This window comes from Brevundimonas abyssalis TAR-001, from assembly GCF_000466985.1.
Lineage (GTDB): Bacteria > Pseudomonadota > Alphaproteobacteria > Caulobacterales > Caulobacteraceae > Brevundimonas > Brevundimonas abyssalis.
Map to the genome: position 1 here is coordinate 86,542 of NZ_BATC01000001.1, position 26,814 is coordinate 113,355.

The window sequence follows — 26,814 nt, forward strand, 5'->3', positions numbered from 1 at the left end:
TATCTTCAGAACACCGGGGCGGCGCCGATCACGCCGCTCAGCCGTCCGGTGGGGGCGATCAGGCGCCCGTCGTCGGGCTGCACATAGCCCGCCAGCATGAACAGCTTCAAGCCGCCCGCGGTCTCCAGCGGTGTTCCCGCCAGACCCCGCTGGGCCAGAAGGTCCGTGATCTTCGCCTCATCGCCCGGCGCCTCCACCACCCAGAAGGTGCGGTCGTCGCCCGTGGGCCCGATCTCTTCGCCCGACACCACCAGCGCCAGCGGACGGCCCGAGGCGTCGTCGGGCAGGGCCGCCGTCACCCTCAGATCCGGCTGGGCCAGCAGCCGCGCCCACCAGGGCGTCGTCCGTCCCAGATCCAGCACCGCCCGGCCGCCCTCGCGCGCGGCCTTCAGCGCGGTCTCCGCGTCATGGGCCGAGCGCACCCCGTGGCCGAACCGGTCCGCCGCCAGCAGAGCCGCCAGCGGCCCCCAGACGCTGACCGGCCCGGCGTTCGTCGCCTCGATGCGGCTCCACAGGGTCCGCACCAGCGCCGGCGACACGCCCCCGGCCCCGGCCAGCACGGCGCGCAGGGCGATCACCGACTCGTCCCGCGATCGGGCCCGTCCGCCGCCCACGCGCGCGGCCAGCGCCGTGATCAGCGCCCGGTCCAGCTCGGCGGGGTCGGTCATCAGAACAGCTCGGGCGCGGGCGCCAGGTTGAACGGCCCCATCCAGGCCCGACCGTCGCGGAACTCCACCTCCAGCTCCACGTCGCCGGTCAGCACCTCGCTGGCCCCGGCCGCCGCCGCCGCGCCGACGGTGGCCGTGCGGTTCACCGTGTCGGAGCGGGACAGCCCCGTCAGGGCCGTGGCCGCCCGGTCAGCGGACAGGCGCAGCGTCCCCACCAGCCGCCCGTCCGCGTCGGCGCGCAGTTCGTCCGCCGTCAGCCGCGCGGCGCTGTCGCCCGCCTGCATCTCGCCGCGCACGTCCAGGAACCGCCCGCCCGAGGCGGTCCACGCCGCCAGCAGGCTGGAGGCGTCCGGCCCGTTCAGGCCCTGGAAATTCTCCACCACCGTCTCGGCCTGCAGGCTGAACAGCCCGCCCCGGCTCATGAAGTCCACGGGCCCGCCGTCGCGCCCGGTGGCGTCGATCAGGCGGAACAGCACGTCCACATTGCGCCGCGACGCCGGCAGGGCCGTCTGCACCGCCTCGCCCCCCGTCACGCCTTCAGCCTCGCGCGCCTGGCCCGGCCGCAGGTACAGCTCGATGCGCTCGGCCCGCGCCAGCGGGAAGGGCTCGGCCCCCGGGTGGGCCGTGAACACCGGCTCCAGCACCTCCAGCGCCAGATTGGGGAACGGCTGGGTCAGGCCGCTAGCCGAGGCGCGGATCACCGGCGCGGCCACCGCCACCTTGCCCTTGTCGCCCCGCGTCAGCACCAGCCCCTCGTCCGCCACCACCACCCAGCGGTCGGGCCGATAGGCGTTGGCCTCGGCGGTCAGGCCGGGCGCGGCGATCTCGTGGCCCGAGGGCGCGGTCAGCCGCACATGCTCGCTCTCCAGCCGCGTGCGGAACGGCCAGCCGCTCAGGGTCGGCTCGGAATAGACCACCGCCCAGCCCTGGGTGCGCAGCCCCTCGGCGGCCAGATCCAGCCGGTCGCGCACCTGCTGCGACAGCCAGAACCACCACGCGGTCCAGGCGACCAGAACGATCAGGACCAGGGCGAACGGAATGATCAGGGGCGCATAGCGCGCGCGGGCTTGGGTCATGGGGTCTCCGTTAGCTCGGCTTGAGGAACGCGCCAACCGTCTCGATGGCTTCCACCAGTCCCATTCTCTGCACCTCGGCCCCCGGCGGCAGGCCCGCGAACAGCCGAGTGGGGCTGGCGGCGTCCAGCATCACGAACACCCCCTTGTCGTCGGCCCGGCGGATCAGGCGGCCGAACGCCTGACTGACCCGGCCCCGGGCGATGGCGTCGTCATAGCCGCGCCCGCCGAAGGTCTCGCGCCGCGCCTTGTGCAGCAGGTCCGGCCGCGGCCACGGGGCCCGGTCGAACACTAGGATGCGCAGCGACCGCCCCGGCACGTCGACCCCGTCCCTGACAGCATCCGTCCCCAGCAGGCACGAGTCCTCCTCGGCCCGGAACACGTCCACCAGCCCGCCCACCTCCAGCGGGTCCATGTGCTGGGCGTAGAGCGGGATCCCCGCCCGCGCCAGATCCGGCCCCAGCCGCTCATAGACCGCCTTCAGCCGCCGGATGGCGGTGAACAGGCCCAGCCCCCCGCCGCCCGCCGCCAGGAACAGCTCGCGCATGGCCGCCGCGATCTGGCGCGGATCGTCCCGGGCCACATCGTTCACGACAATCACCCGGCTGTTGGCGGCATAGTCGAACGGGCTCTCCACCTTCAGGGTCCGGGGCCGCTCCACCAGCCGGGACGAGCCGGTGCGCATCCGCGCCATGTCGAACGGATCGTCGGCCATGGGGTCCGACAGGGTGGCCGAGGTCACCAGCACCCCGTGCGCCGGGGCGATCACCGCCGCCTCCAGCGGAATGGTGGGATCGATCCAGTGCCGCCGCAGGGCCACGTCATGGATGCGGCCGAAGGCGACCTCCGCCGACAGCCAGTCCACGAAGTCCGGGTCCGGCGCCGCGTCCCCGTCCTCCAGCGCCGCCAGCATGGCGCGCCAGCCGGGCAGGGTCATGCGCGCGCGCCGCTCCAGGCCCCGCAGCGCCCCCTCGATGCGCGCCCGCGCCCCGCCGTCCAGCTCGGCCGCCTCGTCGTCCAGAATGTCCTCAAGGTGCCGGGCCAGCGCCAGCAGGGGCGCCTCCACCGCCGCCAGCGCCCGCGCCGCCCCGCGCGCCGCCTCCACCACCGGCTCGGCGGACGGGCGCACCGCGCACTCCATGCCGAACTCGCCGCCGCCGTATGTCGCCGTCTCCGACGTGCGCGCCCGCAGCTGCACCAGCGCCGCGGCCAGGAAGCTCTCGATGGGGCCGATGGGGTTCACCTCGCCGGACGGCGGCGCGATCCGGCCCGAGGCGCCTTCCCCCGGCAGTTGCGCCGCCGCCCTGACGGCGTCCGTCAGCGCCTGCCGCGCAGACTCCGAGTCCGCCACCAGATCGCCCAGCCGCTGCTCCAGCCCGCGCCCGCGCCGCCCGCGCCCTTCCGGCCCCCGGATCCAGCGCCGCAGCTCCGCCGCCTCCTGGCCCGACAGACAGGCGGAAAAGGCGCTGTCCGCCGCGTCGAACAGATGGTGCCCCTCGTCGAACACCACCCGCTTCAGGGCGGCGGTCTCGCTGTCGCCCTTGATCCCCCGCGCCGCCCGCGCCCCGTCGAAGGCCGCCTGGCTCATCACCAGCGCATGGTTGGCCACCACCAGATCGGCCCGGCGGCTGGCGCGGATGGTCTTCTCCACGAAACACATGCGGTAGTGGGGACAGGCGGCGTGCACGCACTCGCCGCGCCGGTCCACCAGATTGGCCGCCCCCGCCTGCTGCGCCGGGGCCACGGCGAACAGCCCGGGCAGCCAGCCGGGGAAATCCCCGCCGGTCATGTCCCCGTCGCGGCTGTGCATCACCCAGCGCGCGGTCAGGGCGACCCCGATCAGGTCGCCGTTGCCCAGCTGCGCCCCCTGCACCATCTCCTGCAGGTTCAGCAGGCACAGGTAATTCTCGCGTCCCTTGCGCACCACCGCCTTGACCCGCCGCACCTCCGGATCGGGCCAGATGGCGTGGCTCTCCCGGTCGATCTGGCGCTGCAGGGCGCGGGTGTAGGTGGACACCCACGCCGCCCCCTGATTGCGCTCGGCCCACAGGCTGGCGGCGGCCAGATAGCCCAGGGTCTTGCCCGTCCCCGTCCCCGCCTCGGCCAGCAGCACCCGGGGCCGCCCCTCCTCGTTGCGGGGCGAAAAGGCGAAGGCCGCCTCGGCCGCATAGTCCGACTGGGTCGGCCGGGTCTCGTCCAGCCCGGACGCCTCCAGCAGCTTGGCCAGACGGATGCGCGCGGACTCCGAATCCACCGGCGCCGAGCCCGCCTCCCCGCGCGGCGCCTCGTCCTCCCATTCGGTCAGGCGCGACCAGACGTCGAGGCCCGAGCCCCGGTACTGCCGGTCCCGGATCGGCTGCGACCGCAGCGCCGTCAGCACCCGCGGCGCCCAGGCCCAGCCCGCCCGCTCCAGCGTCTCGGCCAGGCCCACCGCCGCCTCGCGCCCCGGCCAGGCCGGATCGGCCATTTCCTTCAGCAGGCTCTCCGCCGCCTCGCGCAGGGCCGCCGCCTGCTCCGGCGCGGTCTTCGGCGCCTCGCGCCTGAGCGCCAGCGCCAGCCCCGTGGGCGACGGCGCGCAGAATTCCGCCGGCCGCACAAAGGCGAACAGCTCCAGCGCATCCATCAACTGCGGCGACCGCCCCGGCGGCGTCAGACCCAGCCGCCGCGCCGTCAGGCTGGCGTGAGCCACCAGCACCGCCCCGCCGGTGAACAGCCCCTCGGCCGCTCCCCGCCCGACGGCCCGCGCCCCCGCCTCATCCGCCACGGCCCCCGCCCCCGGCGGAACCGCCAGCGCCGGCGGCAGATCCCGCCACGCGGCGGCCGCGTCAGCGATGTCCACCTGCGCGTCAGCGATCACGGGATCGCTTTTTATCTTTCAGGGTTTTTGCGAGTTGGCGAGCTGGTCTTCACCTGCGCTCTCTGCTTCAACCCGCTTCCGTTGTTTGAAGGCTTTGATTTCTTTGGATGCATGAGCCGCTGCTTGCGCGTGGCTCACAGATGTGGCGGCTCCCCAAGGCTTTAATGGCCGTCCATCCAGCTTGATAAGCTCGCGGAGTTTTATCTGGAACTCCCCCAATGTCGTCGCTCGACGTTGCTCGGCCTGACTGTCAAAGAATTCCAGCATCAAACTTGTGATGTGATTCAACGCTTTGATCTCAGGTTCCAGCAACAGGTTTTTCGCAGTTTTGGCTTCATCGACTGTGGGCAGGTTTCCTTTGAACGTGATGACCCCAGCCCGTTCTTTTTGGTGGTCAACGCGCTCCACAACGAGTTCGCTGGCGGTTTTCTGGACCACCGCCCAGTGAAGCGTATTTTGTATCTCCGCGAAAAACTCCGTGTGCTGTGTCTTGTCGCGCGGGTCGTAATCAACGCAGAAGGAAGCAAGCTCGAGAATGCGGGTCCACATCCGCTTTTCAGACGAGCGGATGTCCCTGACGCGCTCGAGAAGCTCGTCGAAAAAGTCGGGCCTGCCATCTGGGTTCTTCAGGCGATCGTCATCAATGACGAACCCCTTCGTCAGATAGGCCATTAGCACCTGGGTGGCCCAGATGCGGAACATGGTTCCAAGTCGCGAACTGACCCGATAGCCAACCGCTATGATGACATCGAGGCTGTAGAGGTTGGTTCGATAGGTTCTGCCGTCGGCGGCAGTTATCCAAGATTCTTGGATAACCGAATCAGCGACCAATTCGCCCTCGGTAAATATGTTCTTAATATGCTGGCTGACGCTGCGGACGTTCACCCCAAACATGTGAGCCATCTGAGCTTGTGTGGCCCAGAAGGTGTCGCCGATCACCCGCAACTCCGCGCGCACCCCATCTTTGGAGACGTAGACGAGAAACCGATCGCCCGTGTCGCCGTCCTCGCGGATGGTGACCGGACCGCTTTCTTCGGGGTTGCGGGGATCGTTCATGCCGCCAAGCTAGCATTCTCTAAATCGAAACGAAACCGGAACATGTCCCTCAAATCGCGTTCAACGGCGTCTTCAGAAACCGCTTCCCCGACGCCTCCGCGGGCGGCAGGGCGCCGGCGCGGATGTTCATCTGCAGGGACGGCAGGATCAGCTTCGGGACCGCCAACGTCGCGTCGCGGGCCTCGCGCATGGCGACGAACTCGTCCTCGCTGACCCCGCCCCCCACATGGATGTTGCCCGCCTTCTGGGCGCCCACGGTGGTCTCCCAGCGATAGTCGGTACGCCCCTCGGGCAGATAGTCGTGGCCCACGAACATGCGGGTCGCCTCCGGCAGGGCCAGCAGTTTGTGGATCGAGCGGTACAGGGTCCGGGCGTCGCCGCCGGGGAAGTCGGCCCGGGCGGTGCCGAAGTCGGGCATGAACAGGGTGTCGCCCACGAACACCGCATCGCCGACGTGATAGCTGACGCAAGCGGGGGTGTGGCCGGGCGTGTGGAGCACCTCCACCTCCAGCGACCCCAGCATGAAGCGCTCGCCGTCGGTGAACAGGCGGTCGAACACCACCCCGTCCGGCGTCACGTCATGGGCCTCGAACAGGGCGCCGAAGACCTTCTGCACCTTGGTGATGTGGCCGCCGATGCCGATGGGCGCGCCGGTGCGATGGCGGATCTCGTCGGCGCCCGACAGGTGGTCGGCGTGGGCGTGGGTGTCCAGGATCAGCGTCAGGTCCAGCCCCTGATCGCGCACCGCGTCTAGCACCTGAATGATCGAGGCGTCGTCCGTGCGGGCGGCCGCCGGATCATAATCCAGCACCGGGTCGATGATGGCCGCCGCGCCCGTGGCCGGGTCGCTGACCAGATAGGTGATGGTGTTGGTGGGGCCGTGAAAGAAGCCCTGCACGCGGGGGGAGGTCGTGTCGTCGGAACGGGTCATGGCGTTCTCCTTCTGACGGACAACATATTAGCTATTGCTAAATTAGCAAGACCGAATATATAGGGCTCCATGAACAGCCCGACCGACATCGCCGTCGCCATCGACCCCGCCGCCTTTCAGGCCGCCGCCGGACAGGCGGCGCGCCTGCTCCGGGCGCTGGGCAATGAGAAGCGCCTGATGATCCTGTGCCGTCTGGGCGGGGAGGAACTGCCCGTGTCCGCCCTGGTCCAGGCCTCCGGCCTGTCCCAGTCGGCCCTGTCGCAACACCTGGCCCTGCTGCGCGAGGAGGGCCTCGTGGCCACCCGGCGCGAGGGCCAGTCCATCTACTACCGTATCCACGATCCCGCCGTGCTTCAGGTCATCGCGACCCTGGCGGCGATCTTCTGTCCCCCCGAGATGATGCCCCCCCAACTTGATGAAAGCCTGACCATGACCGCCATACTCACCCCCCTCTCCGCCGCCGAGGTGCAGGCCCGGATCACATCCGGCCGCGCCCGTCTGGTGGACATCCGCGAGCCCGACGAGTTCGCCCGCGAACACATCCCCGGCGTCGCCCACACCCCCCTGTCCGCCTTCGAGGACGCCCATCTGGGCATCCGGGCCGATCAGGACGTGATCTTCATGTGCCGCTCGGGCATGCGCACCCAGACCAACTGCGTCCGCCTCGCCGCCCGCGTCGAAGGCGAGGCCTTCGTGCTGGACGGCGGGCTGCAGGGCTGGAAGGACGCCGGGCTTCCCACCTCGGTGGACAAGAAGGCCCCGCTGGAGCTGATGCGTCAGGTCCAGATCATCGCCGGGTCGCTGGTGGTGATCGGCGCCCTGCTGTCCTGGCTGGTCCATCCCGCCTGGATCGCCCTGTCGGCCTTCGTCGGCGCGGGCCTGTTCATGGCCGGCGCCACCGGGATCTGCGGCATGGCCCGGATGCTGATGCTGGCCCCCTGGAACCGGACACGCGCGGCCTGATCATGGACGTCTCCCTCGCCACCCTGCTGCTCAGCGCGGCCAGCGGGGTGGTGGTCGGCCTGTTCCTCGCCGTCTTCGGCGGGGGCGGGTCGGTGCTGGCCGCGCCCCTGCTGATCTATGTGGTGGGCATCCGTGACCCCCACGTGGCCATCGGCACCTCGGCCGCCGGGGTGGCGCTGAACGCCCTGGCGGGCCTGTCCGGCCACGCCCGCGCCGGACGGGTCAAATGGCCCTGCGCCGCCCTGTTCGCCGTCGCCGGGATCACCGGCTCCATCGCCGGCTCCACCCTGGCGAAGATGGTGGATGGTGACAGCCTGCTGCTGTTCTTCGCCCTGGCCATGGCCCTGATCGCCCTGTCCATGCTGCGCCCGGCCAAGTCCGAGGGCGACCCCGCCGTGCGGCTGGACCGCGCCCTGACCCTGAAGCTGGCGCCCATGGGTCTGGCCGCCGGTTTCGCGGCGGGCTTCTTCGGCATCGGCGGCGGCTTTCTCATCGTACCCGGCCTGATGGCCGCCACAGGCATGACCCTGGCCCACGCCCAGGCCTCGTCCCTGCTCAGCGTCGCCGTGTTCGGCTCGGCCACCTCGGCCAACTACGCCGTCTCGGGTCTGGTCAACTGGCCGGTGGTGGCCGCCCTGACCGTGGGCGGCGCGGCCGGAACCCTGATCGGCCTGCCCATCGCCCGCCGCCTGGGCGAGCGCGCCGCCCTGGGACGCCGCCTGTTCGCCGGCCTCATCCTGATCGTCGCCGCCTGGGTCGCCGCCAACGCCTCGGGACTGGTCTGAAAAAAAAAGTCCCCTGATTTTGCGCCCACCCCTTTTCAGCGCCCTTATGATGGTTCGTCGACCATCGGCACGGAGAAGCGCTTTCATACCATTGATACGATTCAGACCCTGTTTTCCCCGGCCCCGGAGTCCGAAATCAGGGGGCGATTTCAGACGATTTCAGACTCTGTTTCGAAACGGCTTTTCGAGATTTCGGACAATTCGCACTGTCTTTTTTTTCGGGCGCGGAGTCCGAAATCAGGTCCGCCGGAACCAGGCCGACGCCGCCCATCCCGTGAAGGCCGCCAGCACCACGGCGAGGATGCCGTACAGCCATGAGCGCTGGTGGGCGAAGTCGAAGATGGCCCGCTCCACGCCCACCTTGTCCACGGTCAGGTCCATGCGGCTGACCGAGATCGCCTCGCCCTCCTGGAACAGCCACACCTCGGCCTCATAGGTCCCGGTGGGCGCCTCGGTGGGCAGCTCCACCTCGGCGCGGAACAGGCCCTGGTCCACGAAGCGCACCCCGTCCGGGTCCGTGGCGTACAGGGCCGCGTCCTCCTTCAGGCGGATCACCGCCCGGCGCCAGTCCAGATAGTCCTCGCCCAGCCGGTTGATGACCACGTCCCTCACCCCGAACCGGGTCACCGTGGTCTCCTGCTCCGGGGCGTTGATGCGCAGGTGGTCCACGCCCACGCCCAGCCGGCGCAACACGCTGAAGCTGGCAATGTCGCTGAGCGGCCGGGTCGAGGCGGTCATGTAGAAGCCGGGCGCGCCCTCGAACACCACCGGGCGGCTGTTCAGCCACAGCCCCGCCACGCGCACCTTGCGCACCAAGCGCACCGGCTGGTCCGGCCCGCGCACCACCACCACCACGTCGGCGGGGGTGTCGGTCGGGTTGAACACGGCCCCGTACAGCACCATCGAGGCGCCGGCGAAGCCCGTGTCGATGTCCACCGTGGCCTCGGTCAGGGCCGCCGCAACCCGTGCCTGGGTCACGGGCGTCAGGGTCTGCAGGCTCTGGGCCGGGGCCTCGGCCACGACGGCGGGCGGCTCGGGCGGGAGATCCTGGAACATCAGTCCACCCCCGGCGCCAGCACGAACATCTCGGCGGGCCGCACGAACAGCTCCAGCCCCATCTGGATGCCCACCAGCAGCACCAGCAGCCCCAGCACCGCCCGCAGCTCCTCGGCCCGGAACTTGCCCGACATGCGCGCCCCGTACTGGGCCCCCACCACCCCGCCGAACAGCAGCAGGGAAGACAGCACGATGTCCACGGTCTGGTTGCGCCCGGACTGCAGCACCGTGGTGATGGCCGTGGTGATGATGATCTGGAACAGGCTGGTGCCCACCACCACGCTGGCCTTCATGCGCAGCACATACAGCATGGCCGGCACCAGGATGAAGCCGCCGCCCACCCCCATGATGGCCGACAGCACCCCGGCGAACACGCCCAGACCCAGCGGCGGAATGGCGCTGATGTACAGGCCCGAGCGCGGGAACTTCATCCGCCACGGCAGGCCGTACAGCCACAGGGGCCGGCGGTTCTGGGGCCGCGGCGCGGGCAGGCCCTTCTTGCGGCGGATGATGGCCTCGAGGCTCTCCTTCAGCATCAGCCCGCCGATGGCGCCCAAGAAGATCAGATAGGACAGGGCCACCACCAGATCCGCCTGGCCCAGCAGGCGCATCATGCGGAACAGCTCGACCCCGCCGATGGCGCCCACGGCGCCGCCCAGGGCCATGATCCCGCCCATGCGGTAATCCACGCCCTTCTTGGCCGTATAGGTAATGACCCCGGAGGTGGAGGAGGCGACCACGTGGCTGGCCTGGCTGGCCACGGCCACCGACGGCGGAATGCCCATGAAGATCAGCACCGGCGCCATCAGGAAGCCGCCGCCGATCCCGAACAGGCCCGAGATGAAGCCCACCGCCGCGCCCAGCAGGATCAGCAGGGGTGCGTTCACCGACACTTCGGCGATCGGCAGGTAGATGTCCAAGGCGCTCGCCTTCGGCTCAGGAACTCGAAACAACCTCCGAAGGGGAGGCGTGAAAGTCTGGTCTACCGAGCCATCCGGTGATGCGCCAGCACGGACACCCGAAAAGGGCGCCTCAGGCCAGCGGGGGCGCCTCGAAGGCGTCGGCGGCCTGGCGCGCGGTGCGACGCACGCCCGCCGACAGCGCGCCCGCCATGCGGTCCGCGTCCACCTGCGCCTGCTCGTCGCCGGCCCGGCCCGCGATCAGATACCACTTGTAGGCCTCGCCCGCATTGGCGGCCACGCCGTCGGCGCCCTGCTCATAGATGCGGCCCAGATTGTACTGGCTGTCGGTCAGCCCCCGCTCCGCCGCCTGACGGAACCAGCGCACAGCCTGCACCTGGCTGCGGTCGCCGCCGACCCCGTCGAACAGATAGAGGCCCAGGTTGTGCATGGCCCGCACCTCGCCGCCCTGGGCCGCGCGTTCGGTCCAGACACGGGCTTCCGCCGCGTTCTGGGTCACCCCGTTGTCGCCGCCTTCATAGAGCCGCGCCAGATGGAACTGCGCCGTCACATGGCCCAGATTCGCCGCGCGGGTGAGGGTCTCGATCGCTGCCCCGTCGCCAGCTTCCAGCTGGGCTTCGGCCTGCTGGTACAGGGCTTCCGCCTCGGTCTCACCGGCGGGACGTGCGGCGGCGGCGGGATCCGGCAGCATGGCGGCGGCCAGTAGAGTGCTCTCGCCGTCATCGCCCGCCGTGCGCGGGCCCAGGCTCGAGGCGTCCGTCAGGCGGGTGTAGCCGAACACGGCCCCGGCCAGGGCCGCCACCGCCACCGAGGCGAGGAACGCCTTCTTGACCGTGCCGCCGTCGCGCCGCGACTGGCGGTCCATGCGCTCCTGAAGCCGCGACTTGCCGCCGCGTTTGAGACCGAAGCCCTCTCTCGCAGGCTGTTCCGGTTCGCTCGCCGCCATGGCCGCTCGCGCCGCGCTGATGGCGTCGCGGGTCGAACTGAGGCGTTGCGTCGCCCCGGAGGCCACGAACTCGGTCTCGGCCGCGAAATCGTCCTCGCTCGCCAGTGCGTCGCTGACGTCCACGCCGCCGAAGCCGCCGAAGGTTTGAGGTGCGGGGGCCGCAGCAGGCTGGGGAGCGGTCTCCGCCACCGGCGTGTCCAGAGCGGGCGCGGCGGGAGCCTCAGGCTCCGGCGCCCGTTGCGCGAACACCGGCTCGTCCATGGACAGGCGCGCGAACGGTTCGGCCGCGGCCGCCGTGGGCTGCGCGGCGCCCTCCGTTTCGCCCAGATCCTCGCCGGGCCAGCTCATGGGGTCCTCTTCGCCAAAGGCGTCGGGGAAGGCGGAGGCGCGCCAGTCGGGCTCGGGCCCCGTCGCGGGCGCCGCGGCTTCGGCGGGCCGGTCTCCAACCCGCTTCTCGATGCTCTCGCGAGCCTCGGCCAGCAGCTTCGCCGTGCGCTCCTCGCTCTGGCGCATGCGTTCGGCCAGTTCGCCCGAAGCGCGGTCGTACTGCTGCTCGATCTTGTCCGACGACCGCTTCAGCCGCTCGCCGATGTCGTCCAGCGCCTGTGTCGAGCGCCGTTCGGACTCAGTGATCCGTTCGGCCAGGCGTTCGGAGATGCGCGTGATCTCGCCGCCCAGCTTCTCGATGGCCAGGGCATGGCGGTCCTCGGAGCGGATCAGGCGCTGCTCGACGCCTTGCGCCAGCTTGACCATGTCCTGCTCGACCCGGCGGGTCATGTCCTGACCCAGGGCGTCGAAGCGGCGTCCGCCGTCGTCCTCGGCCTTGATCATGCGCTGGTTCAGGTTCTGGGCGATGCGCAGAACTTCCTTGCCCATGGTCTCGACCGCCTGGGCCGAGCGCCGCTCGGACGCCTGCACCTGCTCTCCGATGGCCAGAACCGCACGCTCGATCTTGTCGATGCGCCCTTCCGCCGCCGCCGAGTCCAGCCGCCGCATCATCTCGGCGCGGTTGGTCTCCACCTGGCGACTCAGGGTCTCGGCCAGCTTCTCGAAGCGCGCGGCGTCGCTGGGCCCATCGGTCCGGGGCTTGCTCTCGGCGGCGCGCATGCGCTGGTCCAGCCCGGCGAAGGACTGCTCCAGCGCGCGCAGGGCGTCGGTGGTGCGCGACTGGGCCGCATCCAGCCGGGCGCCCACCTGGCTGAGAATCTCGGAGCCGGACACGCGCGACACCGCGTCCTCGGCCTTGTCCGCCCGCCCGCGCAGCTCGATGAAGCCTGTGCGCTGGCGCTCTTCCAGGTCATAGAAGCGGCCCGCCAGGGTTCCCAGCGCCGTCTCGACCTTCTTGAAGGCCTCTGTGGTCTGGGGGCCGGTGTCGGTCTCGAAGCGGCGCAAGCGGCGATGGCCCTCGCGCAGCTCCTCGGCGATGTCGTCGATGCGGCGACCGTGCGTCCTGAACTGCTCGTCGACGTTGTCCAGGCGATGGACCAGACCACTGACCGCCTGATCCACTCCGGTGATGGCGGTTGTCGAGCGCCGCTCGGAGGCTTCCAGCCGCTCGGCGATCATTTCAACAGAGGCGGCGACGCGGTCCAGGGTCTCGTCCCGGCCATAGGCGTCGTCGAGCCGCCGCAGACGTGAACGCCTGTCATCGCGCGGCGCGGCCTGATGCCGGCGCGGAAGGGGCGTCACCCCGTCGTCTTCGTCATCCAGGATCATCTGGTTGAGCCACTCGCCCAGGGTCATCCCCGAGCGGCGCGCCAGATCCTTGGCGATCTCACGCGCCTTGGGTTCAATCCCTTTGACGCTCCAAGGCGCCGCTGCGCTCACTGATTCGTCTCCCGACCCGTTTCCACGACGCTACTCGCCCAAATCCGGGGTGTAAACGCATGGTTAACCCCAATATCTAGCGGCGCCGCGTTGTTCCTGTGGACAGTCACTCCGCCCGATTCATACCTGCGGTGATACGGTTAATGAGGCGTAAAGGGTTAACGGCCGTCGTAATCTTTCAGCAGCACTTGTCGCCAGACGCGGCGCACGCCATCTGGCCGTCGTCATGAGCACCCCCGCCACCCTCATCATCCTAGCCCTTGTGCTGGGGCTGACCATATTCAGCGGCTGGCGTGGAGCGCGTCCGCCCGACCTGATGCGGGGACCGCGCATGATCCCCTGGCGCGCCTGATGCTGCTGGGGATCGTGGTCTGCATCTTCCTGATCGTCCATCTGGTGAACCTGGCCGGGTTCGACACCAGCGCCGCCGGGCCCCGCTTCTGACCGGAACATCGGCCGCCGCCGCCGGTTATCAGGGCTCCACCTGCAAGAGGAGCCGACCATGACCGAACACCTTGACCGCAAGGATGCCGAGGACCGCCTGTTCAAGGCGATCGAGGACACCCGTGTGGGCATGCTGGGCGTCTCGGGCGGCGAGCCCCGGCACATGCAGCCCATGACCGCCTTTGTCGAACGCGACGCTGGCGAGTTGTGGTTCTTCACCTACCGCGACACCGATCTGACGCGCGATGTAAACGGCTCCGGCGGCCACCATGCCATGTTCTGCCTGATCTCGAAGGACCGCGAAATCTACGCCTGTCTGGGCGGCGAACTCGAGGAGCATTTCGACCGCGAGCGCATGGAGCGCTACTGGAACCCGGTCGTGGCCGCCTGGTACCCCGAGGGCAAGGACGATCCCCGCCTGACCCTCATGCGCATGCGGCTCGATGACGCCCAGATCTGGATCAGCGAGGCCGGTCCCGTCCGCTTTGCCTTCGAAATCGCCAAGGCGAACATGACCCACGAGCAGCCCGATCTGGGTGATCGCGCCAATATCCAGTTCTGACCCGACTCAGCGCGGATCCAGCAACAGGCCCGACACGGTGGCGGCAAGGAGACGCGGCGCAATCGGCAGTCCCGCCGCACGCCCCAGCACATGGTCGCGCACCCAGGGCAGCATCCATCCGTCCGCCTGATAGAAGGGCGTAAAGGCCCAGCTCAGCGTTTGATACAGCCGCACGTGCCACCGCCGTGTGGCGGCGTAGGCGGACAGGGCTGTGTCCAGATTGTCGGTCCGCGCCAGCGCCTTGGCCAGGGCGCTGGCGTCCAGCAGGCCCATGTTCACGCCCTGCCCCAGTTGCGGGCTAGTGGCGTGGGCCGCGTCGCCGATCACCGCCAGCCGATCACCGCAGGGCCGTTTCATGGTGCGGTGGGCGTAGCGCGCGAGGGTCAAATCCTCCGGCGTTTTGATGGCGTCCAGCAGGGGATACATCTCGGGCCAGAATCCCAGAACGGTCGCCTTCCAGGCATCCAGCCCCTCAGCGCGCCAGGCGTCGTAATCCTGCCCCTTCAGGCTCCAGAACACCGTGGCCAGCCGCTGATCCGATCCGGGGCCGCGGCCGCTGGGCAGAACCCCGATCATGGTGTCGGCCCGACGGTAGACCTGCTCCAGCGCGCCTTCATCGAATCCCGCCCCATCGGCCCAGGGCACGGTCGCCCACAGGGCCCCGAAGCTCAGCGGCCGACGCGGCCCCTCCAGACCTTCGGCGATGCGGGACCGGGCGCCCGAGGCGTCGATGATCAGATCAAATTGCGGCGTTGTCCGACCCCCCGCGTCGGTCAGACGGCCGTCATCCGCAACGACCGCGTCAAATCCGGTCTCGAAACCGACGCCTTCGTCCAGACAGGCCCGGTGCAGCACCTCGAACAGCGCCGCCCGGTGCACCCCCAGCGCCGCGCGCGGGCACTTCAGGTCGGCATAGCGCACGTCCAGAACAGTGCGGTAGGTCGGCGCCGCGCGGCCGAACAGCCGCGTCACCGGTTGGCCCAGAGCTTCCACCGCGCCGGTCAGGCCCAGATGGTCCAGGACATGCAGGCCCGTGGGCTGCAGCAGGAACCCCGCGCCCACCGGGCGCGGCGCGTCAAAGCGCTCATGGACGACCACCCGTCGTCCCTGCCGCGCCAGCATCAGGGCGACGGCCAGGCCCGAGGGCCCGGCGCCGACGACGGCGATGTCGCGTGGGCCCCGACTCACTGGTTCAGGCCGGGACCAGATCCAGCAGGTCCAGATTGGATTCGTACTGCGGCCACGGGATCACCAGCCGCCAGCGCCTATGCTCGATCCGCTCCAGCACCGCCACCATGTCCCGCTCGGGCCGCTGGCCATAGGAGTTGGCGGGCGGCTCGCTGGCCAGGGCCATGGAGCCAAGGAACACCATGCGCCGATCGCTCTCGGGAAACAGCAGGCCCGCCGGACGCTGCGACCCCGTCAGCTTGATGAATTTCAGCCCGTTGGGCGTCTCCTCGACCCGGCAGGCGAACCAGCCGTAGACCACATAGCCCAGGCCCTGCTCGCCGCCCTGCGATCCCAGCTTGACGGTGCGGCAGCGATAGTCGCCCACCGGCGGCGCCACATTGCTGAGCGCGGCGTTCGGGTCGATCAGCCGCCCTGTGGAGGCCAGATCGCCTGACCCCTCCTGACGGCGCGCCTGCTCCAGCGCCAGGCTCCAGGCCGCGTCGATGCGGTTCAGCCGGTCGCGGTCCTGGCCGGTGATGGAGGCGCGCCAGTCCGGCAGGATGCGTCCCCCGCCGCCCGATGCATCCGGCAGCGGCGGCGGCGGCGGAAGCGCCGGGGTGCAGGCGGCCAGGGCGATGGCGGACGCCATGAGGCTGAGGCGATGCGCATGAACGGTTTCCGCTGTTGAAAGCTTCACCATCCTTATGCCCCGTCCGGGCCGGGGCGCGTCAACCCTGGACCCGGCTGTTCCGCCATCACGCCAGGCGCTATGCAGGGCGTCCTGCACCAGGGAACACGCCATGAAGCTCTACATCTCCACGCCCTCGCCCTTCGCCCGCAAGTGCCGCATCGTGGCGCGGGAGAAGGGGCTTTCGGATCGCATCGAGGAGATCATCGCCGATCCCTATGGAGACGCGCCCGCCCTGCTGGCGGCTAATCCGCTGGTGCAGGTCCCGGCGCTGATCGCCGGGGACGGCGAGCCGATCACCGACAGCCCGGTGATCTGCGAATATCTGGACGCGCTCGGCTCCGGGCCGCACCTGTTGCCGACCGACGGGCCGGAGCGCTGGCAGGTCAAGCGGCTGGAGACCCTGGCCAACGGGGTGCTGGAGATGGGCGTCAAGCTGCTGCTGGAGAAGCGCCGGCCTGAACATGAGCGTTCGCCGTCTTGGCTCCAGCGCTGGGGCCGCAACATGGCCCTGGGTCTGGACGCCCTTGAGGCCGTGGCGCCCCGGGCCGAACCCCTGGACATGGGCGTCATCACCACGGGGGTGGCGGTGACCTGGATCGGTTTCCGGCACCCGGAGGTTGACTGGCGAACGGGCCGACCGAACCTGGTCGCGCTGCAGGCGGCGCTCGAGGCCCGGGACAGCTTCCGCGAGACCCGGCCGGACGCCTGACCCCCGCATCGACAGGCGCCGTCCGAACGGCGTAAACACCGCCCTTCCCGATCCGACGGAGACGTATCCTTGCGACTGCCCCAGGCCCGCCTCGACCAGGTGCTCGACCGCTTCCATGAAGTGGAGGCCCGCATGGGCGCGGCCGCGGACGGCGCCGAAATCGTGCGCCTGTCCAAGGAGCACGCCGAGATCAAGCCGGTGGCCGACGCGGTCCAGGCCCTTTCGAAGGCACGCCAGGAACTGGCCGACCTGGAGATCATGGCCCGCGATCCCGAGATGGCGGCCATGGCGGGCGAAGAGCTGGAGACCCTGAAGGACACCCTGCCCGAACTGGAGCGGCAGGTGGCCCTGTTGCTGGCGCCCCGCGACGCCGACGAGAACGCCTCGGCCGTGCTGGAAGTGCGCGCCGGCACCGGCGGCGACGAGGCGGCCCTGTTCGCCGGCGACCTGTTCCGCATGTACTCCCGCTACGCCCAGACGCGCGGATGGCGCGTCGAGGTGGACTCCGCCTCCGAGGGCGAGGCCGGCGGCTACAAGGAAATCGTGGCCACCATCTCCGGCGACGGCGTGTTCGGGCGGCTGAAGTTCGAATCCGGCGTGCACCGGGTCCAGCGGGTGCCCGCCACGGAGGCCGGGGGCCGCATCCACACCTCGGCCGCCACCGTCGCCGTGCTGCCCGAGGTGGAGGACGTGGAGATCGAGATCCACGACAAGGACATCCGCATCGACACCTACCGGGCCTCGGGCTCGGGCGGCCAGCACGTCAACAAGACGGACTCCGCCGTGCGCATCACCCACCTGCCCACCGGCATCGTGGTCACCTCGTCGGAAAAGTCCCAGCACGTGAACCGGGACAAGGCCATGAAGAACCTGCGCGTGCGCCTGTACGACATGCAGCGACAGGCCAAGGACACGGCCCGGTCGGACGCCCGCAAATCGCAGGTCGGCTCCGGCGACCGCTCCGAGCGCATCCGCACCTACAATTTCCCGCAGGCCGCGTGACAGACCACCGCATCGGCCTGACGCTGCACAGCCTGCCCCAGATCCTGGAGGGCGACATCGACGCGATCCTGGACGCCCTGATCGGCGAGGACCAGGCCGCGCGTCTGGCCGATCTGGAGGCTGAGTTCTCCTAATCCCGCTGATGCCTCCGTCGACGCATCAGTCGATCGGATAAGGCTTCGGCGTGTTTCAGGGTGAAGGCCAGGGCGGCCGGATGGCCACGGCGGGCGCCGATGGTGTCGGCCATGACGGCGCCCCGTTCACCCAGCGGAACCGGATCGCCGGTGGTCGTGTCCAGCGCGGTCTGGTGCTCGATCTCGGCGTTGAGTTCGGCGCCCATCAGGATGATCTGAACGGTCACCCAGGTCCACAAGAGGAACGCCATCATGGCCGCCAGCGGACCATAGGTGTCGGTGCGCACGAAGTTGCCCAGGAACCAGCTGAACACGAAGGACGTCAGGACGCTGAGGGTCGCGGCTGTCAGGGCTCCCGGCGTCAGCCAGCGCCAGCGCGCCCGCGACCGGCAGGGCCCCAGGCGATAGATCAGGGCCAAGGCGGACACATAGCCCGCGAACAACAACGGCCACCGCAAGGGCGCGAGATAGGCCCATTCCTCCCGCAGGCCGAACAGGTCCAGCACCACGGGCACGCCGATCACCATGGCGGCGGTCATCAGCACGAAGACCAGCGCCGATACGGTGAAGCCCATGCAGATCAGATTGTAGCGGATGAAGTTGCGCTTCTCGGTCTCGCTGTAAGCGACGTTGAGGCCATAGAAGAGATGCTTGACCCCGTTGTTGGCGGTCCACAGGGACAGGGCCAAGGTCCAGATCAAGGTGAAGGTCAGTTGGCCCGTCGAATTCTCCGCCAGCCGCTGCATCTGGGCGCCGATGAACTCCGCGACGTTGGCCGGCAGGACGGAATACAGAAACTGCAAACGCCCCCAGGCGTCGCTGGGATCGGCGAACAGGCCGTAGATGGTCACAAAGGCCGCCAGCATGGGAAACAGGGACAGGATCATGAAGAAGGTCACCCCGCCGGCCACGAATCCGACCCGGTCGCCCAGATAGGCGGCGCCCACCCGCCAGATGATGTCGGTCCAGCCTTGCGGGGGATATGCGCCGGATGGGCGGCGAGACGGCCCCGGCCCGGCTCCTTCGCCTCGTAGTCATGGGGACCGGGATCGGGCTCATCAGGCTCAAACGGCCGCGTGCCGGGCTCCACACCCAGATTGCGCACCAGCTTGTTGCCGCGCGTGTGCAGCAGGTGCGCGCCCGCTGCGCCCGCCGCCAGGCCGCCGGCGCCTGCGGCGATCCAGCGCCATAGCCCGCCTTCGCCGCCGGAGCGGGACAGGGCGGACAGAAGACGGGTGTCGGGACGAGGGAGGCGCGCCATCAGCGGGGAACGGCCAAGCCTGATCACCGTTCCCGCTTGCCCCGTCCGGCGTGCGAGGCCATCTAGCGCCCATGACCGAGACCCCCACCCTGTTGACCGCCTGGAAGAGCGCGCAAGGCCGCCTGAAGGCCGCGCGCATCGACAGCCCGTCCATTGACGCGCGCCTCTTGCTGGAAGCCGCCGCCGAGGTGTCGCGCACCGACATCCTGACCGACCCGTACCGGCCGCTGGAGCCGGACGCCTTGGCGCGGATGGAGGACTATGTTGAGCGGCGCCTGAAGCGCGAGCCGGTGTCACGCATCCTCGGCCGCAAGGGGTTCTGGAAGATCATGCTGTCGGTCACCCCCGACGTGCTCTCGCCCCGCCCCGACACCGAGGCGGTGCTGGACGTGTGCCTGAAGGCGTTTCCCGAAGGCCGGGCCTTCGAAATGGCCGATCTGGGCGTGGGGTCCGGAGCCATCCTGCTGGCGGTGCTGGCGGAGCGGCCTGCGGCCAGGGGGCTGGGCACCGAGGTATCCGAGGAGGCCCTGGCCGTGGCCCGCGAGAACGCCGCCAACCTGGATCTGAACACTCGCGCCGTCTTCCTGCGCACCGACTGGACTGCGGGCCTGTCCGACGCAGCGTTTGATCTGGTGGTGTCCAATCCGCCCTATATCCCCAGCAAGGACATCGAGACCCTGGACCCTGAGGTGCGCGACCACGACCCGCGTCTGGCCCTGGACGGCGGCGAGGACGGACTGGACGCCTATCGCCTGCTGGCGCCCGAGATTCGTCGCATTCTCAAGGCCGACGGAATCTTCGCCGTGGAGATCGGCTGGGACCAGGCGGCGGCGGTCAAGGCGCTGTTCGAGACCGCCGGTTTCGAGGACGTGAAGGTGGTCAAGGATCTGGCCGGCCGCGACCGCGTCATCACCAACGGGCCGGACCCGCACGAGGGCACGGCGCTGAACTGACCGCTTTTGCGCGAAAGCCTCTTGGAAAGCGGCGCGGCGCGCGCTAAGTCTTGGTTTGTCTCCCACCAATCCGCATCGCTTCGGGACCGGCCCGACGATTGACGACTGGATTTCGTGACGGCTCACGGGTTTTCCCGCGCGTCGTGACACGAAGGGCGGCGAACGGTTTTCCGAGCATCGGACGCCGGGGATCGGCCCCGGCCGGCAGGATCAGACCCATTTCCGGCGAACGTCCCACCGCCCCAGGCGGCGACTCGCCCCAAGCACGGTAACGTCTATGAGAGATTTCAAGGGCATGAAGCGCCAACGCGGGCGCAACAGAAAGCCCGGCGGCAATCAGGGCAACAGCGCCAACCCGAACCGTTCCTGGGACTCGCAAGGGCCCGAGAACATCAAGGTGCGCGGCAACGCCCAGACCGTCTATGAGCGGTATCAGCAACTCGCCCGCGACGCGTCCTCGTCCAGCGACCGGGTGCTGGCGGAGAACTATCTCCAGCACGCCGAGCACTATTTCCGCGTCCTGCGCGCGCTTCAGCCTCAGCGCTCCTTCCAGGAGATCGCCCAGCGAGAGCAGATCGGCCAAGGGTTCGACATCGACTTCGAGGATGAATCCGGCGCCCAGGCCGCGGCTTTCGCCGCCGCCCAGCAGGCCGCCGACCGCCAGGCTCAGCCGCAGCAGAACGCCCAGCAGGCCCCGCAGCAGCCGAATCAAGGGCAGGACGCCGCCCAGAATCAGGCTGACAGCGACGGTGACGCGAACGGTCGCCGGGAAACCCGCCGTGAGCGCTGGGAGCGCCGTCGCGACGGCCGCCGCGGTCCGTATGAGCGTGACGAATCCGAAGGCGGCGCCGCCCAGGCCGACCAGGCCCGCGACGAGAATGCGGCCTCCAGCCAGGAGACACCCGCCTCGGGCGGCGACACCTCCGAGCCGCAGGATCGCCCGCGCCGTGCGCGTCGTCCGCGCAGCGGCGGGGACGAGAACGAGGGTTCGTCCGAAATCGAATCCAGCCTGCCGGGCTTCCTGACCCGCGCCACGCCGCAGCCTGCGGGCGACTCGGCCTCCGAGACTTCGGCCGAGGACAAGCCGGCCCCGCGCCGTCGCGCCCCGCGCCGCAAGGCCGCCGACACGCCCCTCGGCGAAGACGTCTAGGCAGCCCCGGAGCATCTCGCCGAACGCGCCCAGGCGCGCCTGACGGGATCAGTTTTTCGCTCGTCCCGGGCTGAACCCGCTCAGGGGGTCAGCCGCGCGCACACCGCCCGCGCGAAGCCCGCGCCGCGCTCGGGATCGAACCCCAGGTAGAAGTCGGGCTCGATCAGTTCGGCCTCGATCAGCACGGGCGACCCGTCCGGCCCGGGCACCAGATCGATGCGGGCGTACAGCAGATCCTCACCGATGATGGACAGCACCCGTTCGGCCACGGCCAGGGCGGCGTCCGGCGGGGTGACGGCCGTCACATGGCCGCCGAAGTCCGGCTGGCTGCGGAAGTCGCCCGCCGCCGGCACCTTGCGGATGGCGTGGCTGAAGCGGCCGCCGAAGAACAGCAGCGACAATTCGCCCTCGGTCTCCAGTCCCGTCAGATAGGGCTGGATCATGGCCGTGCCGTGGGGCGTCTCGGTCAGGGTCTCGCCCCGGCGCAGGCGGGTGGTGCGGTAGGCCCCGCCTGACACCGCAGGCTTCACGATCAGGGCCTCGGCGTCGAAGTCGGCGAAGGCGGCCTCAATGTGATCCTGGGTCACGCCCTCGGCGTAGACGGTCGGCACGATGGGCGCCCCGGCCTCGGCCAACCGCCCCAGATACCGCTTGTCCGAGTTCCAGATCAGCACCCCGGCGGGATTGGCCACGGGAACCCCCGCCGCGCGCCAGGTCTCGCACGCCGCCAGCCAGCGTGGGTGATCCCGGTGATAGCCCCAGGCGATCAGCGGCAGCACCAGATCAAACCCGGCCAGAGCCGCCGCATCCCGCTCATGCTCGGTCCACGCCGTCGGAACCGGCTCCAGGCCCGCCTCCCGCAGGGACGGCGCCAGACGGTCGAACACCGCGCGCCAGCGGCCCGCATAGGACGGATCGTTCGGCGCGGGGGTCAGGATGGCGATGCGGCTCATGAAAGCTCCTTCAGCGCGGCCAGGTGATGTCGTCGGCGCCCAACACCTCGCCGGCCAGATACAGTGATCCGCAGATCACCACACGGCCGGCCCCGAAGCGCACGGCCCGATCCAGCGCCGCGTCCAGCCCCTCGCAGGGGGTCGCGCCCAGGCCGTGCCCGTGGGCTACGGCGGCCAGGGCGGCGGGATCGGCCGCCGCACCCTCGAACGGCACGGTGAAGACATGGGCGCCGGTGTCGCCCAGCGCTTCGAAGAAGCCGCCCGCGTCCTTGTTGGCCAGCATGCCGCAGATCAGAGCCAGCGGCCGGGGCGCGCGGGCCTGCATGCGCGACAGCGCGTCGGCGAGGGCGGCGGCGGCATGGGGATTGTGCCCCCCGTCCAGCCACAGCTCGGCGTCAGCTTCGCGCGCGACTTCGGCGTACCGCCCCTCAGTCAGCCGCTGCATGCGGGCGGGCCATTGGGCTGTCTCCACGCCCCGCACGATGGCGGCTTCGGGCAGATCCAGCTCCAGCGCCACGGCGACGGCCAGCGCTGCATTGTCGATCTGGTGCGCGCCGTAAAGGGCCGGGGCGGGCAGGTCCAGCAACCGGTCCTCGCCCTGCCAGGCCATGGCGCCCCGCTCGGGCCAGGCGTCGAAGTCTCGGCCCATGACCGTCAGGCGCGCGCCCACCCGGGCGGCCTCGGCCTCGATCACGGCCATGGCGTCCTCGGCCTGTCGGGCGATGACGGCGGGGACGCCGGGCTTGAGGATGCCCGCCTTCTCGCCTGCGATCACGGCCCGGTCGGTCCCCAGAAACTCGGCGTGGTCCAGATCCACCGGGGCGATGACGCTGACCAGCGGCCGATCAATCACATTGGTGGCGTCCAGCCGCCCGCCCAGCCCCACCTCGATCAGGGTCAGATCGGCGGGGGTCTCGGCCATGGCCAGAAGCGCCGCCGCCGTGGTCGCCTCGAACACCGTCACGGGCACGCCCGTGCCTCCACCCGGTCCAGAAGGGCATTCAGCGCATCGGTTTCGATCAGGTCGCCCGCCAGCCGGATGCGCTCATTGAACCGCACCAGGTGGGGCGAGGTGTAGACATGGACCCTCAGCCCCGCCGCCTCGGCCATGGCGCGCAGGAAGGCCACGGTCGATCCCTTGCCGTTGGTCCCGGCCACATGCACCACGGCTGGCAGCCGATCCTGCGGATCGCACAGCGCTGCGCACAGGGCCCTCATGCGGTCCAGCGACAGGTCGATCTTCTGGGGCAGTCGCTCGAGAAGGCGTCGGGAAATGGGATCCATGGGCCGGGCTTTTACGCCGCGCGCCGCCGTCCGCCCATCAGCATCGACAGGATGGCGCCCAACTCCTTTGGCAGGTCGGCGCGTTTGACCACCCGGTCCACCATGCCCTTTTCCTGCAGATATTCGGAGCGCTGGAAGCCTGGGGGCAGCTTCTCGCGGATGGTGGTCTCGATCACGCGCGGTCCGGCGAAACCGATCAGGGCCCCCGGCTCGGCCAGATGCACGTCGCCAAGCATGGCGTAGGACGCCGTCACCCCGCCCGTGGTCGGATCGGTCAGCACCACCGCATAGGGCAGTTGCGCGGCCTTCAGCTCCTGGATCGCCAGGGTGGTGCGCGCCATCTGCATCAGGCTCAGCGCGCCTTCCTGCATGCGCGCCCCGCCCGCGGCGGTGAAACAGACCATGGGGCAGCCGCGCTTCACGGCTTCGCGCGCCGCGGCGATGAAGGCCTCACCCGCCGCCATGCCCAGCGACCCGCCCATGAAGGCGAAGTCCTGCACGATGACCACGGCGGGGGTCCCGTCGATCTCGCCGAAGCCGATGGCCATGGCGTCCTTGGCCCCGGCTTTCTTGCGCGCGGCGTTCAACCGTTCGCGGTACGGCTTGCCGTCCGAGAATTTCAGCGGATCCTCAGGCACGTCCGGGGTGTCGATCGTTTCCCAGGCGCCGTCGTCGAAGGTGTAGCGCAGGCGCGCCTCGGCCCCGATGCGCATGTGCCGGCCCGAGGGCGTGACCCACAGCGCCGTCTCCAGGTCCGGGCGATACAGCATCTCGCCGGAATCGGGATCCTTGACCCACAGATTGTCAGGGGTGTCGCGGCGGCCCACGATCTTGCGTACGCCCGGCGCGAAACGGGACAGCCAGCCTTGGCGAGGGGGATTGGTCTTGTCGATCATGCGGGGGCCTTTAGACGGTTTCCGCGACGCGCGCACCCCGGACCGCGTCCGACAGCGCCTTCACCTTGGCCAGAACGCGCGACGCAGTCGGTTCGTTCGCGTCCAGCGCGGCGGCCACCTCGTCCACCAGCACCGACCCGGCCACCACAGCATCGGCTACCCTGGCGATCTCGGCGGCGCGCTCGGGCGTCTTGACCCCGAAGCCCACGGCCACGGGCAGGCCCGAGGCCTTGCGCACTCGCTCCACCGCCGGGGCCACGGAAGCGGTCTGCGCCTCCTTCACCCCGGTCACGCCCGCCACCGAAACGTAATAGACAAAACCCGAGGTGCGCGAGACCACGATCTTCAGCCGTTCGTCGTCGGACGTCGGCGTGGCCAGGCGGATCAGCGACAGGCCTTCGGCGTCCAGGGCGTCGGTCAGGGGACCGGCTTCCTCGGGCGGGCAGTCCACCACGATCAGGCCGTCGATGCCCGCCGCATTGGCGGCGCGGGCGAAGGCCTCATGGCCCATGCTCTCGATGGGGTTCAGATAGCCCATCAGGATCACCGGGGTGGCGTCGTCGCCCTTGCGGAAGTCCGCCGCCAGATCCAGCGTGCCCTGAAGCGTCAGCCCGGCCTTCAGGCCCCGCTGCGCCGCGCGCTGGATCGGCGGTCCCTCAGCCATGGGATCGGAAAACGGAAAGCCCAGTTCGATGATGTCCGCGCCCGCGCCGGGCAGGCCGCGCAGAATCTCCAGCGCCTGATCCCGCGTGGGATCACCCGCCATCACATAGGCCACGAACCCGGCCCGGCCCTCGGTCTTCAGCGCCGCGAAACGGGCGTCGATACGCGCGGTGGTCATTGCGGAGGCGTCTCGCCCTCGGCCGGAATCGGCAGGCAGTCGCCGCCCGTGTGAAGCGCGAAGCCCAGATAACCCGGCGCCGTGGCCAAGGCCTCCTCCGCCAGCTCCACATCGTAGAAGGTGATCATCTCCAGGATGTCGCAGCCGCCGCTCGAGCGCACGCGCTGGAACAGAACCTGGTTCGGCCCGCCTCCCGAGGTGCGCCAGCCGGTCTGGGACAGAGCCCCGACATACAGCTCCGCCAGCGCTCCGATCTCGGTCAGAGGCGCGGTCATGCACTGGGCCCGGCCGGCCAGGCCGTACAGGCCGCCGCAATCCGGAGCGGCGCGGGCGCCCTCGACCACCGGCAGGATCAGACTGATGGTCTCGTCGCCGACGGCCGCATCCTGGCGGGCGTGGGCAGGCAGGGCGACGAGGGCCGCCATACCAGCGATCAGGGCCAGACGCATTACAGATTCACTCCCAGGTGCTTGGCGACGGTGAAGATGTCCTTGTCGCCCCTTCCCGACATCAGCAACACGATATCGCCGTCCTTGCCAACCGCCTTCGCCACTTCGGCGACCCGGGCCAGTGCGTGCGAAGGTTCCAGCGCAGGGATGATGCCTTCCAGCTTGGAGCACAGCTGGAACGCCTCCAGCGCCTCCTCATCGGTGGCCGATAGATACTCGGCCCGCCCGATATCGTGCAGCCAGGCATGCTCGGGTCCGATGCCGGGATAGTCCAACCCTGCCGAGATGGAGTGCCCCTCGACGATCTGGCCGTCCGGGTCCTGCAGCAGATAGGTGCGGTTGCCGTGCAGCACCCCGGGGCGTCCGCCCTTCAGGCTGGCGGCGTGGTCCGGCGTGTCCAGGCCGTGGCCCGCGGCCTCGACCCCGATCAGGCGCACGCCCTCGTCATCGACGAACGGATGGAACGCGCCGATGGCGTTGGAGCCCCCGCCGATGCAGGCCACCACGGCGTCGGGCAGACGGCCGATCTGGTCCATGGACTGGACCTTGATCTCGCGCCCGATCACGCTCTGGAAATCGCGCACCATGGCCGGATAGGGGTGCGGCCCCGCCGCCGTCCCGATGATGTAATAGGTGTCCTCGACGTTGGTCACCCAGTCGCGCATGGCCTCGTTCATGGCGTCCTTCAGGGTCGCCGCGCCCGCCGTCACCGGCGTGACCTCGGCCCCCATCAGCTTCATGCGGAACACGTTGGGCTGCTGCCGCTCCACGTCCACCGCGCCCATATAGACCGTGCAGGGCAGGCCGAAGCGTGCGCACACGGTGGCCGAGGCGACCCCGTGCTGGCCCGCGCCGGTCTCGGCGATGATGCGGGTCTTGCCCATGCGTCGGGCCAGCAGGATCTGGCCCATGCAGTTGTTGATCTTGTGCGCGCCGGTGTGATTCAGGTCCTCGCGCTTCAGCCAGACCCGGGCCCCGCCGAAATGGTCGGTTAGCCGCTCGGCGAAATACAGGGGGCTGGCCCGGCCCACATAGTGGGTCAGGAACCCGTCCAGCTCCGCCTGGAATGTGGGATCGGCCTTAGTCGCCGTATAGGCGGCGTCCAGCTCGTGGATCAGCGGCATCAGGGTCTCGGCCACGAACTGCCCGCCGTAGGGACCGAAGCGGCCCTTGTCGTCGGGCCATGCGTAAGCGTTCGTCAGGGGGGCGTTCGAGAGAGGAGCATTCATCAGG

General features: G+C 69.8%; 24 protein-coding genes and 4 pseudogenes. 10 read left to right on the forward strand and 18 right to left on the reverse strand.

Annotated elements, in window-relative coordinates; translation table 11 throughout:
- Positions 1-5 precede the first annotated feature (5 nt).
- From MBEBAB_RS00305 to MBEBAB_RS00325, 5 genes are read right to left on the reverse strand one after another with little or no spacing between them, the layout of a single operon-like run.
- Complete coding sequence (locus tag MBEBAB_RS00305; protein WP_021695913.1) at positions 6-668, reverse strand: chorismate mutase; 663 nt, start codon at positions 666-668, stop codon at positions 6-8.
- Complete coding sequence (locus MBEBAB_RS00310) at positions 668-1,744, reverse strand: DUF2125 domain-containing protein (protein WP_021695914.1); 1,077 nt, start codon at positions 1,742-1,744, stop codon at positions 668-670. The genes MBEBAB_RS00305 and MBEBAB_RS00310 overlap by 1 nt, the downstream gene beginning before the upstream one ends.
- Positions 1,745-1,754: 10 nt before the next feature.
- Positions 1,755-4,598, reverse strand: a complete 2,844-nt coding sequence (locus tag MBEBAB_RS00315; protein ID WP_021695915.1) for an ATP-dependent DNA helicase — start codon at positions 4,596-4,598, stop codon at positions 1,755-1,757.
- An 18-nt stretch (positions 4,599-4,616) separates the two neighbouring features.
- Positions 4,617-5,654: a RhuM family protein gene (gene rhuM / locus MBEBAB_RS00320; protein ID WP_021695916.1), complete on the reverse strand. Its 1,038-nt coding sequence runs from the start codon at positions 5,652-5,654 to the stop codon at positions 4,617-4,619.
- Between the two features lie 49 nt (positions 5,655-5,703).
- Complete coding sequence (locus MBEBAB_RS00325) at positions 5,704-6,585, reverse strand: MBL fold metallo-hydrolase (RefSeq protein WP_021695917.1); 882 nt, start codon at positions 6,583-6,585, stop codon at positions 5,704-5,706.
- A gap of 69 nt (positions 6,586-6,654) precedes the next feature.
- Here MBEBAB_RS00325 and MBEBAB_RS15960 point away from each other — a divergent pair.
- The 4 genes and pseudogenes from MBEBAB_RS15960 to MBEBAB_RS00335 form a co-directional block, all read left to right on the forward strand.
- Positions 6,655-6,978: pseudogene (locus tag MBEBAB_RS15960) on the forward strand (ArsR/SmtB family transcription factor); the annotation flags it as partial.
- 72 nt (positions 6,979-7,050) lie between these two features.
- Positions 7,051-7,299: pseudogene (locus MBEBAB_RS18495) on the forward strand (rhodanese-like domain-containing protein); the annotation flags it as partial.
- Positions 7,300-7,356: 57 nt separating this feature from the next.
- Positions 7,357-7,548 (forward strand): YgaP family membrane protein, encoded by a 192-nt coding sequence (locus tag MBEBAB_RS18500; RefSeq protein WP_373852808.1) that lies wholly within the window; start codon positions 7,357-7,359, stop codon positions 7,546-7,548.
- A 2-nt stretch (positions 7,549-7,550) separates the two neighbouring features.
- A complete protein-coding gene (locus MBEBAB_RS00335; RefSeq protein ID WP_021695919.1) occupies positions 7,551-8,333 on the forward strand; it encodes a sulfite exporter TauE/SafE family protein in 783 nt (260 codons plus the stop codon).
- 237 nt (positions 8,334-8,570) lie between these two features.
- Here the strand turns inward: MBEBAB_RS00335 and MBEBAB_RS00340 are convergent, their stop codons facing one another.
- The 3 genes from MBEBAB_RS00340 to MBEBAB_RS00350 form a co-directional block, all read right to left on the reverse strand.
- Positions 8,571-9,389 (reverse strand): TIGR02186 family protein, encoded by an 819-nt coding sequence (locus MBEBAB_RS00340; protein WP_021695921.1) that lies wholly within the window; start codon positions 9,387-9,389, stop codon positions 8,571-8,573.
- Positions 9,389-10,309 carry a sulfite exporter TauE/SafE family protein gene (locus MBEBAB_RS00345; protein ID WP_021695922.1) on the reverse strand — a complete coding sequence of 307 codons (921 nt, stop codon included), beginning with the start codon at positions 10,307-10,309 and terminating at the stop codon, positions 9,389-9,391. The genes MBEBAB_RS00340 and MBEBAB_RS00345 overlap by 1 nt, the downstream gene beginning before the upstream one ends.
- Positions 10,310-10,421: 112 nt before the next feature.
- The gene (locus MBEBAB_RS00350) at positions 10,422-13,082 is read right to left on the reverse strand and encodes a tetratricopeptide repeat protein (RefSeq protein WP_021695923.1); all 2,661 of its coding nucleotides are present in this window, start codon (positions 13,080-13,082) and stop codon (positions 10,422-10,424) included.
- Between the two features lie 226 nt (positions 13,083-13,308).
- Here MBEBAB_RS00350 and MBEBAB_RS18205 point away from each other — a divergent pair, with 226 nt between their 5' ends.
- Entirely contained in the window at positions 13,309-13,434 is a 126-nt protein-coding gene (locus tag MBEBAB_RS18205; protein WP_021695924.1) for a hypothetical protein, read from the forward strand.
- A 150-nt stretch (positions 13,435-13,584) separates the two neighbouring features.
- Positions 13,585-14,088, forward strand: coding sequence for a pyridoxamine 5'-phosphate oxidase family protein (locus MBEBAB_RS00360; protein ID WP_021695925.1), 504 nt, complete (start codon positions 13,585-13,587; stop codon positions 14,086-14,088).
- A 6-nt stretch (positions 14,089-14,094) separates the two neighbouring features.
- On the opposite strand, the gene MBEBAB_RS00365 is transcribed toward MBEBAB_RS00360, so the two are convergent.
- Both MBEBAB_RS00365 and MBEBAB_RS00370 read right to left on the reverse strand, forming a co-directional pair.
- Positions 14,095-15,276 carry an FAD-dependent oxidoreductase gene (locus tag MBEBAB_RS00365; protein WP_021695926.1) on the reverse strand — a complete coding sequence of 394 codons (1,182 nt, stop codon included), beginning with the start codon at positions 15,274-15,276 and terminating at the stop codon, positions 14,095-14,097.
- 4 nt (positions 15,277-15,280) lie between these two features.
- The gene (locus MBEBAB_RS00370; RefSeq protein WP_242396995.1) at positions 15,281-15,907 is read right to left on the reverse strand and encodes a DUF4893 domain-containing protein; all 627 of its coding nucleotides are present in this window, start codon (positions 15,905-15,907) and stop codon (positions 15,281-15,283) included.
- Positions 15,908-16,058: 151 nt separating this feature from the next.
- Between MBEBAB_RS00370 and MBEBAB_RS00375 the strand changes: the two genes are divergently transcribed.
- Both MBEBAB_RS00375 and prfA read left to right on the forward strand, forming a co-directional pair.
- Positions 16,059-16,658: a glutathione S-transferase N-terminal domain-containing protein gene (locus MBEBAB_RS00375; RefSeq protein ID WP_021695928.1), complete on the forward strand. Its 600-nt coding sequence runs from the start codon at positions 16,059-16,061 to the stop codon at positions 16,656-16,658.
- Between the two features lie 69 nt (positions 16,659-16,727).
- Positions 16,728-17,794 (forward strand): annotated as a pseudogene (gene prfA / locus MBEBAB_RS00380) (peptide chain release factor 1).
- On the opposite strand, the gene MBEBAB_RS00385 reads toward prfA, so the two are convergent.
- Positions 17,791-18,741: a YihY/virulence factor BrkB family protein gene (locus MBEBAB_RS00385; protein WP_242396996.1), complete on the reverse strand. Its 951-nt coding sequence runs from the start codon at positions 18,739-18,741 to the stop codon at positions 17,791-17,793. The pseudogene prfA and the gene MBEBAB_RS00385 sit on opposite strands and share 4 nt — an antisense overlap.
- Positions 18,690-19,055, reverse strand: a complete 366-nt coding sequence (locus tag MBEBAB_RS16960; protein WP_242396997.1) for a hypothetical protein — start codon at positions 19,053-19,055, stop codon at positions 18,690-18,692. Before MBEBAB_RS16960 ends, MBEBAB_RS00385 begins: the two co-directional genes overlap by 52 nt.
- A gap of 71 nt (positions 19,056-19,126) precedes the next feature.
- Here MBEBAB_RS16960 and prmC point away from each other — a divergent pair, with 71 nt between their 5' ends.
- Together prmC and MBEBAB_RS00395 are read left to right on the forward strand one after the other, a co-directional pair.
- Positions 19,127-20,008, forward strand: a complete 882-nt coding sequence (gene prmC / locus MBEBAB_RS00390) for a peptide chain release factor N(5)-glutamine methyltransferase (RefSeq protein WP_021695931.1) — start codon at positions 19,127-19,129, stop codon at positions 20,006-20,008.
- Positions 20,009-20,303: 295 nt separating this feature from the next.
- The gene (locus tag MBEBAB_RS00395) at positions 20,304-21,158 is read left to right on the forward strand and encodes a DUF4167 domain-containing protein (RefSeq protein WP_231378991.1); all 855 of its coding nucleotides are present in this window, start codon (positions 20,304-20,306) and stop codon (positions 21,156-21,158) included.
- Between the two features lie 80 nt (positions 21,159-21,238).
- On the opposite strand, the gene MBEBAB_RS00400 is transcribed toward MBEBAB_RS00395, so the two are convergent.
- The 6 genes and pseudogenes from MBEBAB_RS00400 to trpB all read right to left on the reverse strand — a co-directional run bounded on the left by MBEBAB_RS00400 (position 21,239) and on the right by trpB (position 26,810).
- The gene (locus MBEBAB_RS00400) at positions 21,239-22,111 is read right to left on the reverse strand and encodes an ATP-grasp domain-containing protein (protein WP_021695933.1); all 873 of its coding nucleotides are present in this window, start codon (positions 22,109-22,111) and stop codon (positions 21,239-21,241) included.
- 10 nt (positions 22,112-22,121) lie between these two features.
- A pseudogene (locus tag MBEBAB_RS00405) lies at positions 22,122-23,395 on the reverse strand (bifunctional folylpolyglutamate synthase/dihydrofolate synthase).
- Positions 23,396-23,406: 11 nt separating this feature from the next.
- The gene (gene accD, locus MBEBAB_RS00410) at positions 23,407-24,291 is read right to left on the reverse strand and encodes an acetyl-CoA carboxylase, carboxyltransferase subunit beta (protein ID WP_021695935.1); all 885 of its coding nucleotides are present in this window, start codon (positions 24,289-24,291) and stop codon (positions 23,407-23,409) included.
- Between the two features lie 10 nt (positions 24,292-24,301).
- A complete protein-coding gene (trpA, locus tag MBEBAB_RS00415) occupies positions 24,302-25,132 on the reverse strand; it encodes a tryptophan synthase subunit alpha (RefSeq protein WP_021695936.1) in 831 nt (276 codons plus the stop codon).
- On the reverse strand, positions 25,129-25,581 hold the full coding sequence (locus tag MBEBAB_RS00420) for a hypothetical protein (protein ID WP_021695937.1): 453 nt from the start codon (positions 25,579-25,581) through the stop codon (positions 25,129-25,131). Before MBEBAB_RS00420 ends, trpA begins: the two co-directional genes overlap by 4 nt.
- Positions 25,581-26,810 (reverse strand): tryptophan synthase subunit beta, encoded by a 1,230-nt coding sequence (gene trpB, locus MBEBAB_RS00425; protein WP_045318603.1) that lies wholly within the window; start codon positions 26,808-26,810, stop codon positions 25,581-25,583. The genes MBEBAB_RS00420 and trpB overlap by 1 nt, the downstream gene beginning before the upstream one ends.
- Positions 26,811-26,814 lie beyond the last annotated feature (4 nt).

Bases quoted from the DNA above. Each gene is read 5' to 3' on its own strand.
- MBEBAB_RS00310 (WP_021695914.1), bottom strand. From the start codon at position 1,744: ATGACCCAAGCCCGCGCGCGCTATGCGCCCCTGATCATTCCGTTCGCC.
- MBEBAB_RS00325 (WP_021695917.1), bottom strand. From the start codon at position 6,585: ATGACCCGTTCCGACGACACGACCTCCCCCCGCGTGCAGGGCTTCTTT.
- MBEBAB_RS00340 (WP_021695921.1), bottom strand. From the start codon at position 9,389: ATGTTCCAGGATCTCCCGCCCGAGCCGCCCGCCGTCGTGGCCGAGGCC.
- rhuM (WP_021695916.1), bottom strand. From the start codon at position 5,654: ATGAACGATCCCCGCAACCCCGAAGAAAGCGGTCCGGTCACCATCCGC.
- MBEBAB_RS00420 (WP_021695937.1), bottom strand. From the start codon at position 25,581: ATGCGTCTGGCCCTGATCGCTGGTATGGCGGCCCTCGTCGCCCTGCCT.
- MBEBAB_RS16960 (WP_242396997.1), bottom strand. From the start codon at position 19,055: ATGGCGCGCCTCCCTCGTCCCGACACCCGTCTTCTGTCCGCCCTGTCC.
- prmC (WP_021695931.1), top strand. From the start codon at position 19,127: ATGACCGAGACCCCCACCCTGTTGACCGCCTGGAAGAGCGCGCAAGGC.
- MBEBAB_RS00360 (WP_021695925.1), top strand. From the start codon at position 13,585: ATGACCGAACACCTTGACCGCAAGGATGCCGAGGACCGCCTGTTCAAG.
- trpA (WP_021695936.1), bottom strand. From the start codon at position 25,132: ATGACCACCGCGCGTATCGACGCCCGTTTCGCGGCGCTGAAGACCGAG.
- MBEBAB_RS18205 (WP_021695924.1), top strand. From the start codon at position 13,309: ATGAGCACCCCCGCCACCCTCATCATCCTAGCCCTTGTGCTGGGGCTG.
- accD (WP_021695935.1), bottom strand. From the start codon at position 24,291: ATGATCGACAAGACCAATCCCCCTCGCCAAGGCTGGCTGTCCCGTTTC.
- MBEBAB_RS00370 (WP_242396995.1), bottom strand. From the start codon at position 15,907: ATGGCGTCCGCCATCGCCCTGGCCGCCTGCACCCCGGCGCTTCCGCCG.
- trpB (WP_045318603.1), bottom strand. From the start codon at position 26,810: ATGAATGCTCCTCTCTCGAACGCCCCCCTGACGAACGCTTACGCATGG.
- MBEBAB_RS00400 (WP_021695933.1), bottom strand. From the start codon at position 22,111: ATGAGCCGCATCGCCATCCTGACCCCCGCGCCGAACGATCCGTCCTAT.
- MBEBAB_RS18500 (WP_373852808.1), top strand. From the start codon at position 7,357: ATGCGTCAGGTCCAGATCATCGCCGGGTCGCTGGTGGTGATCGGCGCC.
- MBEBAB_RS00335 (WP_021695919.1), top strand. From the start codon at position 7,551: ATGGACGTCTCCCTCGCCACCCTGCTGCTCAGCGCGGCCAGCGGGGTG.
- MBEBAB_RS00375 (WP_021695928.1), top strand. From the start codon at position 16,059: ATGAAGCTCTACATCTCCACGCCCTCGCCCTTCGCCCGCAAGTGCCGC.
- MBEBAB_RS00395 (WP_231378991.1), top strand. From the start codon at position 20,304: ATGAAGCGCCAACGCGGGCGCAACAGAAAGCCCGGCGGCAATCAGGGC.
- MBEBAB_RS00305 (WP_021695913.1), bottom strand. From the start codon at position 668: ATGACCGACCCCGCCGAGCTGGACCGGGCGCTGATCACGGCGCTGGCC.